The 720-nt window shown below is 57.4% G+C and carries 1 pseudogene; it reads right to left on the bottom strand.

Annotation, left to right across the window (positions count from 1 at the left end):
• Positions 1–661 (bottom strand): annotated as a pseudogene (locus JF539_RS27450) (IS3 family transposase); the annotation flags it as partial.
• Between the last annotated feature and the right edge of the window lie 59 nt (positions 662–720).

Raw genomic sequence — 720 nt, 5'->3', positions numbered from 1 at the left:
ACCCAGACCCTGTCGGGCACCTCCACATTGAACTGCTGGTTGAGGCTATTGTCGACGACCACGGCAGGTCTTCCGCCATAGTTGCCCGGTCTCCGCCTGTATCCGATCTGAGCCTTGATCCCGGCCAGTCTGGCCAGTCGTGCGACACGGTTCAGGCAGCACGTCTCTCCCTGATCAAGCAGATCATCATGAAGCTTGCGATATCCATAGACCTTGCCGCTCTCCTTCCAGGCCGTGTTCAGCACCTCGGTCTGGCGGATGTCTTCCCGGGCCCTTTTGCTCAGCGGGTTCTTCAGCCAGGCATAAAACCCGCTTGGATGGATGCGCAGGCAGCGGCACATCGCCCGTACCGAAAACACAGAGCGATGCTCGGCGATGAAGGCGTACCTCACTTTGCATCCTTGGCGAAGTACGCGGTTGCCTTTTTTAGAATGTCACGCTCCTCGGTGACACGAGCCAGTTCCTGCTTCAGCCGCCGGACCTCCGCAGCCTGATCAATTGCACCCACATCGGCCGGTTTTGAGAACTTCTTCTTCCAGGCATAGAGCGAATGTGTGCTCACGCCCAAGCGCTTCGAAACCTCCGCAACCGGATAGCCACGCTCGGTGATTTGAGCCACCGCGTCCCGCTTGAAATCGTCACTGAAATTGCTCGTGCCCATCATGGCCTCCTTGCCTCAAAATTAGGGAAGAAGGCGTCTACAAATCTAGGGGCTATTCA

This window comes from Roseibium aggregatum, assembly GCF_017309185.1.
Classification (GTDB): Bacteria; Pseudomonadota; Alphaproteobacteria; order Rhizobiales; family Stappiaceae; genus Roseibium; species Roseibium aggregatum_B.
This window is presented reverse-complemented; position numbering and strand designations above follow the sequence as displayed.